Genomic DNA, 6,744 nt, shown 5'->3' on the forward strand with positions numbered 1-6,744 from the left:
CCGCCGCGCGGGGCGGTGCGGCCCGGGCGGTCGTCGGCCGGGTACCCCGGGCGGGCCCCGGCGGGCGCGGCCCGCAGGAAGCCGCGCTGCTTGCCGGCGATCAGCCAGGCGATCGGGCCCAGCGGCGGGAAGAGCAGCACGATCAGCACCCAGACCACCTTGGGCAGGTGCTTCACCTCGTCCTCGGGCGTGGTCAGGCAGTCCACGAACGCCCAGACCCAGAGCGCGAGCGGAAGGACGATGGTCAGAAGAATCCTCGGCACGGCTGGGATCTCCCCCCGGGCGACGGCGGCGGCGGGCGCCTTCCAGGGGCCCTTGACCGAGCCAGGCTATCGGGTGGCGGATACTGACATGCATGGCATACGACGATCTCCGTTCGTTTCTCCGGGCCCTCGACCGCGAGGGCGACCTCAAGCGCATCAAGGCGGAGGTGGACCCGCACCTGGAGATCGGCGAGATCGTCGACCGGGTGCAGAAGGCCAAGGGGCCGGCACTGCTCTTCGAGAACGTCAAGGGCTCGTCGATGCCACTGGCGATGAACGTCTTCGGCACCGAGCGGCGGCTGGCCAAGGCGCTCGGGCTCAAGGGCCCGGACGACATCTCCGAGAAGATCGCCGGCCTGCTCAAGCCGGAGCTGCCGCAGGGCTTCACCGGCTTCCGGGACGCCTTCGGCAAGCTCGCCTCGATGGCGCACGTCCCGCCCCGGCACGTGAAGTCCGGCGACGCCCCGGTGCAGGAGGTCGTGCTCACCGGTGACGACGTCAACCTGGACGAGCTGCCCGCCCTCTTCACCTGGCCGCTGGACGGCGGCTCCTTCTTCAACCTGGGCCTGACCCACACCAAGGACCCGGACACCGGCATCCGCAACCTGGGCCTCTACCGGCTCCAGCGGCACGACCGCCGCACCATCGGCATGCACTGGCAGATCCACAAGGACAGCCGCAACCACTACGCGGTGGCGGCCAAGCGGGGCGAGCGCCTCCCGGTCGCGATCGCCTTCGGCTGCCCGCCGGCCGTCACCTACGCGGCCACCGCTCCGCTGCCCGGGGACATCGACGAGTACCTCTTCGCCGGCTTCATCGCCGGGGAGCGGGTCCGGATGGTCGACTGCAAGACGGTGCCGCTCCAGGTCCCGGCCGACGCCGAGGTGGTGATCGAGGGCTGGCTGGAGCCCGGCGAGATGCTGCCCGAGGGCCCGTTCGGCGACCACACCGGCTTCTACACCCCGCAGGAGCCGTTCCCGGCACTGAAGATCGACTGCGTGACGATGCGCCGCCGCCCGATCCTCCAGTCCATCGTGGTCGGCCGCCCGCCGACGGAGGACGGCCCGCTGGGCAAGTTCACCGAGCGGTTCTTCCTGCCGCTGCTGAAGATCATCGTCCCGGACATCGTCGACTACGACCTGCCCGAGGCCGGCGGCTTCCACAACTGCGTGATCGTCTCGATCGACAAGAAGTACCCCAAGCACGCCCAGAAGACGATGCACGCGATCTGGGGCGCGCACATGATGTCGCTGACCAAGCTGATCATCGTGGTGGACTCCGACTGCGACGTGCACGACTACCAGGAAGTCGCCTGGCGGGCCTTCGGCAACGTCGACTACAGCCGCGACCTCACCGTGGTCGAGGGCCCGGTGGACCACCTGGACCACGCCTCGTACCAGCAGTTCTGGGGCGGCAAGGCCGGCATCGACGCCACCCGCAAGCTTCCCGAGGAGGGCTACACCCGGGACGGCGGCTGGCCCGAGATGGTGTCCTCGGACCCGGCGACGGCCGCGCTGGTGTCGCGCCGCTGGAAGGAATACGGACTGTGAGCACCGCTGCGATCGAGACTCCCGGCCGCACGAAGGCGTTCCTCCGGCTGGTGATGATCGAGCACTCGATCTTCGCCCTGCCCTTCGCGTACATCGCCGCACTGACGGCCATGTTCCTCGCGGACAAGCGGGTGCACTGGGGCGAGCTCTTCGTCGTCACGGTCTGCATGGTAGGGCTGCGCACCTTCGCCATGGCCGCCAACCGGATCATCGACCGCGAGATCGACGCCCGGAACCCGCGCACGGCCACGCGTGAACTGGTCACCGGCGCCGTGTCGTTGAAGACCGCGTACGCCGGCTCGGCCGTCGCGCTGGTGGTCTTCCTCGGCGCGGCCGCGATGCTCAACCCGCTCTGCCTGGCGCTCGCGCCGGTCGCCGTGGTGCCGATGGTGGTCTACCCGTACGGCAAGCGGTTCACCGACTTCCCGCAGGCGATCCTGGGCCTGGCCCAGGCGATGGGGCCGGTCGGCGCCTGGCTCGCGGTGACGGGCAGCTGGTCGTGGGACGCGGTCGTCCTCGGTGCGGCGGTCGGCATCTGGATCGGCGGCTTCGACCTGATCTACGCCTGCCAGGACGTCGGGTCCGACCGCGAGAACGGGGTCCGCTCGGTGCCCGCGCGGTACGGCGTGCCGGCGGCGATCCGGGGCGCGCGGGTGTGCCACGTCCTGACGACGCTGCTGTTGGGCTGGTTCGCGGTCCTGACGGATGCCGGAGTGGCGTTCTGGATCGGCCTGGTGGTCGTCGCGGGCGCGTTCGTGTACGAGCACACCATCGTGAAGCCGAACGACCTGTCGAGGCTCAACCGGGCGTTCTTCCAGACCAACAGCTTCGTCGGGATCTCGCTGTTCTTCTTCGCGCTGGTGGACCTGGTCGTGCGCGGGCTCGGGATCTGATCCCCGTCCGGCCGCGTCGGCTCCCCCCGGTGCCCTACCGGACGTTGATGCCGGCTGCCCGCACCTTCCGCTCGATCAGGGTGGTCAGCCGGGTCCAGCCCGGTCGCTCGTCCTCGCCGTGACGGGTGAGGAGTCATCCACCGGCGGTACTGAGCCGCTGGATCGAGCGGGCCGGCTCAGCGGAACAGGGCCGCGTGATCCTTCGCCCAGGCGTGGAAGCTGCGGGCGGGGTGGCCGGTGAGGTCCTGGACCGTCGTGGTGGCGGGCTCCGGGGCGGCGATGCGGGCGTGGAGGAAGTCGAGGGCACCGTCGACGGCGGCCGGGGGCCGGCCGGTGGCGGACATCCGGCGGCGGGCGGTCTCGCGGGGGATCTCCTGCCACGTGGCAGGGCGGCCGACGGCCGCGCCGATGATCTCCACCTGTTCGGCCTGCGTCGGTGACTCCGGGCCGGTCAGGACGTACCGGGCGCCGTCGTGGCCGTCCTCGACCAGGGCACGGACGGCCACCGCCGCGATGTCGCGCTCGTCCACCGGATTCAGCCCGGCCGCACCGCCGTAGCCCTGCACCGCACCCCCGGCCCTGATCTCCTCGGCCCACTGCAGCGCGGCGGCGAAGCCGTGCGCCCGCAGCACCGTGTGCCGTATCCCGCTGCGGGCGAGCAGCGCCTCGATCCCGCCGTCCGGCCGGCCGGGAACGGCCGACGACAGGAACACCACCCGCCCGACCTCCCGGGCCAGCACGCCCACGGCCTCCGTCGCCCCGTCCGCCGTCGGGGACGGCCACCCCAGCAGCACCGCGCCCGCACCCTGCACCGCCGCCTCCAGCGACGCCGGGTCGAGCAACTCCCGCTGCGTCAGGGTCCGTACCCGTAGGCCGGAGGCCGCGAGCTGCAGCCCGACATGCCGCCCGACCGCCCCGGAGACGCCGATCACCAGCACTGGCGGCGTGCCGTCAACTCGCTTATCTGTCATGCATCGAACGTAAGCGAGAAGGATGAGACGCCCAATGTGCACGGGTATCGGGTCCATGCGTCAGCGTCTACCCGGCGCGCGCCGACTCCCGCGCGGGCGGTCAGCTGCTCAACCGGGGCGCCTCCGGGTGGTAGGTGCGCTGGCGTTCGAGTGGGGCGGTGGCGAAGTCGCCGTTGCCGTTGACGACTTCGCCGACGCCGACGCGGATGCCCCGGGCACGGCCGTGGCCCTTGAGGACGCCGCCGCGGCCGTCCGGGTCGGGGTGGGTGTGGGGGCGGCCGGCGGCGAGCTCGACCGCGCGGGCGGAGATCGGGCCCAGGATCTGGGCACCGGCGCCGAGGCGGCAGCCGCCCGTCAGCTCGGCGCCGTTGGTGATCCTGACCTCGTCCCCGAGCTCGACTCTCTCGCCCGCCCCCGCCCTGATCACGGCGCCGCCCTCGCCGATCTGCGCGCGCCGCCCGATGGTGATCCGCCCGCCGCCGGTCGCGACGACCCGGGTGCCGCCGTGCAGGACGGCGCCCGGGCCGAGCGTGCAGCTGCTGTCCGCGTCGCACTCGATCGCCACGCCCGGGTGCAGGACGGTCTCCGCCCGCAGTGTCACCCGCCGCGAGACCAGCGCCGAGAACGGGTCGAGGACCACCACGCCCTGGTCGGCGAGCAGCATCAGCTCGCCCGGGGTGAGGAGTCCGCGCTGGTGGCGGATGCGGTCCAGCCGGTGCCAGAGTTCCTGATCGGTCATGATCACCGGATCATACGGAAGCCCCGGTAGGGTGGCCTCAGTTGTGCAGGAAGCCCTCCAGGGCGGCGGCCAGGGCCACCGGGGCCTCGTACATCGGGTAGTGCCCGCTGCCGCCGAGCTCCTCCAGATCGGCGTTGGGGTAGTGGGCGAGGAAGGTGCCGCGCATCACGTCGGCGGTCAGGGCGAGGTCGTGCTCGCCGACGATCACCTTGACCGGCACCGGGTTGCCGTCGATCCGGCGCTCCAGGTCGGCCGTCGTCCAGTCGCGGACGTAGCCGCCGAAGGCCTCGGGGGTGGACAGCCGCAGGGACTGGTCGACCATGTGGTCGAGCCAGACCCGGCCGGCCCGTCGGCCGGTGACCAGGTCCAGGATGGCGAACCGCTTCTCCCGGTCCTCGGCGGCGCCGTAGAACAGCGCCTCGCCCGCCTCGTCCAGCGGGTACGCCCCGGCCGGCACCGGGGCCAGGCCGACCAGCTTGCGCACCCGCAGCGGCGCCTCGGCGAGCACCTGCTGGGCCGCCTTGCCGCCCATCGAGTGGCCGACCAGCGAGAAGCGGTCCCAGCCGAGCTGGTCGGCCAGGGCGAGCGCGTCGGAGGCGATCTCGGCGAGCGTGTACGTGCCGGGGACGTCCTTGCGCTGCCCGTAGCCGCGGTAGTCGAGGAAGGCGTAGCTGAAGGCGCCGCCGTCGAGGTAGTCGAGGAACGGGCCCCAGCCCGCGCTGGTGCCGAACCAGTCGTGCAGGACCAGGACGTGGTGGTCGCCGGTGCCGGTCAAGCGGTGAGGGATCGTCATGCCAACGGTCGTTCCCCGCGAACCGCCCGCCCGAACGAGTGGGGCTCAGGCGCCGCGCCGGGCGAAGGCCGGGGCGTGTTCGGGGAGCGGGCCGAAGGCGATCAGACGGGACAGCAGCAGGGGGAAGCCGGGGGCGTAACGGGCGAGCAGCACCAGCCGGGTGGGCGGGCCGACCCGGCGGCCGGTGAGGACGGGCTCGAACATCACGTGGTGCAGGATCCGCTGCAGGCGCTGCATGATCACGGTCGGTCGCCACCGGCGGCGCTGCACCCGGGCCAGGGCCGCGACGGTCGGGCGGCCGTGGCGCAGCGGTTCGGCGAGCAGGGCGGCGGCCGCGACGGCGTCCTGGACGGCGAGGTTGATGCCCACCCCGGCGGCCGGGGACATCGCGTGGGCGGCGTCGCCGATCAGCAGCAGCCCGTCCACGTACCAGCGGTCCAGCCGGTTGAGCCTGACGTCGAGCAGGTGGACGTCGTCCATGCCCGCCAACTGGTCGACCCGGTCGGCGTACTGGGGCATCAGGCGGGCGATGCGGGCGCGGAAGCGCTCGATGCCTTCGGCGCGCAGCTGCGGGTCGGTGCCCTTCGGCTTGAAGTAGGCGATCTGGAAGTAGTCCTCGCGGGTGAGGCTCAGTGCCATCTCGCCGTCCCCGAAGCTCGGGGCGAGGTCGGGCGGTGCGGCCTGCTCGTCGGCGCGCCGCGGCAGCCGGAACCACCAGACGTCGAAGGGCACCGGGTACTCCTCGGGCGCCAGCCCCGCCTCCCGGCGCAGGGTGGAGTTCCGGCCGTCGGCGGCGACGGTGAGTGCGGCCCGGACCTCGCCCTCGTCGCCGTCCCGGGTCCGGTAGCGGACGCCGACCACCCGGCCGTGCTCCCTGATCAGCCCGGTGGCCTCGGTGTTCATCCGCACCGTGAAGGTGGGCTCCTGCTTCGCCTCCGCCGCCAGGAAGTCGAGCAGGTCCCACTGCGGGACCATCGCGATGTAGTTGTACGGCGCCGGGAGCTTCTCGAAGGCGCTCATCGCGACCCGGCCGGCGCCCGGCACCGGCACCACGAAGTTTCCGAGCCGGTTCTGCGGCAGTGCGGCGAACTTCCGGCCCAGCCCCAGTTCGTCCATCAGCCGCACGGTGGACGCGTGGACGGTGTCGCCGCGGAAGTCACGCAGGAAGTCGCCGTGCTTCTCCAGCACGGTCACCTCGACCCCCGCCCTGGCCAGCATCAGGCCCAGCATCATGCCGGCCGGTCCGCCCCCGGAGATGACGACGCTCATGGCTCTCTCCCCTCGGTTCCGCTCGCGACCTCCCGTATGGAACTCGCATATAGAGACTCTCTGGAACCGTCTCAGGTGTCAAGTAGTACGATGCTCCATATGAAGGATCTGGTGACAGCGGCCCTCGCGGCGGCAGGGGAACGGGGCCAGGACGTCGCGGACGTGCCGCTGACGGCGATCGCGGCGGCGGCCGGCATCTCCCGCAGCACGCTGCTGCGCCGGCTCGGCGGCTCCCGGGCCGCGCTGGACGAGGCCGTCCGGCGGGC

General features: G+C 72.2%; 7 protein-coding genes. 2 read left to right on the top strand and 5 right to left on the bottom strand.

Features of this window, described 5'->3' with window-relative positions:
- The coding region (locus KS423_RS34305; RefSeq protein WP_224283661.1) for a PLD nuclease N-terminal domain-containing protein at nucleotides 1-263 on the bottom strand (263 nt) is incomplete at its 3' end.
- 92 nt (nucleotides 264-355) lie between these two features.
- Between KS423_RS34305 and KS423_RS34310 the strand changes: the two genes are divergently transcribed.
- Together KS423_RS34310 and mqnP are read left to right on the top strand one after the other, a co-directional pair.
- Nucleotides 356-1,813 carry a menaquinone biosynthesis decarboxylase gene (locus KS423_RS34310; protein WP_224283662.1) on the top strand — a complete coding sequence of 486 codons (1,458 nt, stop codon included), beginning with the start codon at nucleotides 356-358 and terminating at the stop codon, nucleotides 1,811-1,813.
- Nucleotides 1,801-2,706, top strand: a complete 906-nt coding sequence (gene mqnP / locus KS423_RS34315; RefSeq protein ID WP_224283667.1) for a menaquinone biosynthesis prenyltransferase MqnP — start codon at nucleotides 1,801-1,803, stop codon at nucleotides 2,704-2,706. Before KS423_RS34310 ends, mqnP begins: the two co-directional genes overlap by 13 nt.
- 176 nt (nucleotides 2,707-2,882) lie before the next feature.
- On the opposite strand, the gene KS423_RS34320 is transcribed toward mqnP, so the two are convergent.
- The 4 genes from KS423_RS34320 to KS423_RS34335 form a co-directional block, all read right to left on the bottom strand.
- Nucleotides 2,883-3,677, bottom strand: coding sequence for a nucleoside-diphosphate sugar epimerase (locus KS423_RS34320; RefSeq protein WP_224283663.1), 795 nt, complete (start codon nucleotides 3,675-3,677; stop codon nucleotides 2,883-2,885).
- A 100-nt stretch (nucleotides 3,678-3,777) separates the two neighbouring features.
- Nucleotides 3,778-4,416, bottom strand: coding sequence for a hypothetical protein (locus tag KS423_RS34325; RefSeq protein WP_224283664.1), 639 nt, complete (start codon nucleotides 4,414-4,416; stop codon nucleotides 3,778-3,780).
- A 37-nt stretch (nucleotides 4,417-4,453) separates the two neighbouring features.
- A complete protein-coding gene (locus tag KS423_RS34330; protein ID WP_224283665.1) occupies nucleotides 4,454-5,209 on the bottom strand; it encodes an alpha/beta fold hydrolase in 756 nt (251 codons plus the stop codon).
- A 45-nt stretch (nucleotides 5,210-5,254) separates the two neighbouring features.
- Nucleotides 5,255-6,478 (bottom strand): FAD-dependent oxidoreductase, encoded by a 1,224-nt coding sequence (locus KS423_RS34335; protein ID WP_224283666.1) that lies wholly within the window; start codon nucleotides 6,476-6,478, stop codon nucleotides 5,255-5,257.
- Nucleotides 6,479-6,744: the final 266 nt, after the last annotated feature.

It is taken from the genome of Streptomyces sp. LS1784, from assembly GCF_020103755.1.
Lineage (GTDB): Bacteria > Actinomycetota > Actinomycetes > Streptomycetales > Streptomycetaceae > Kitasatospora.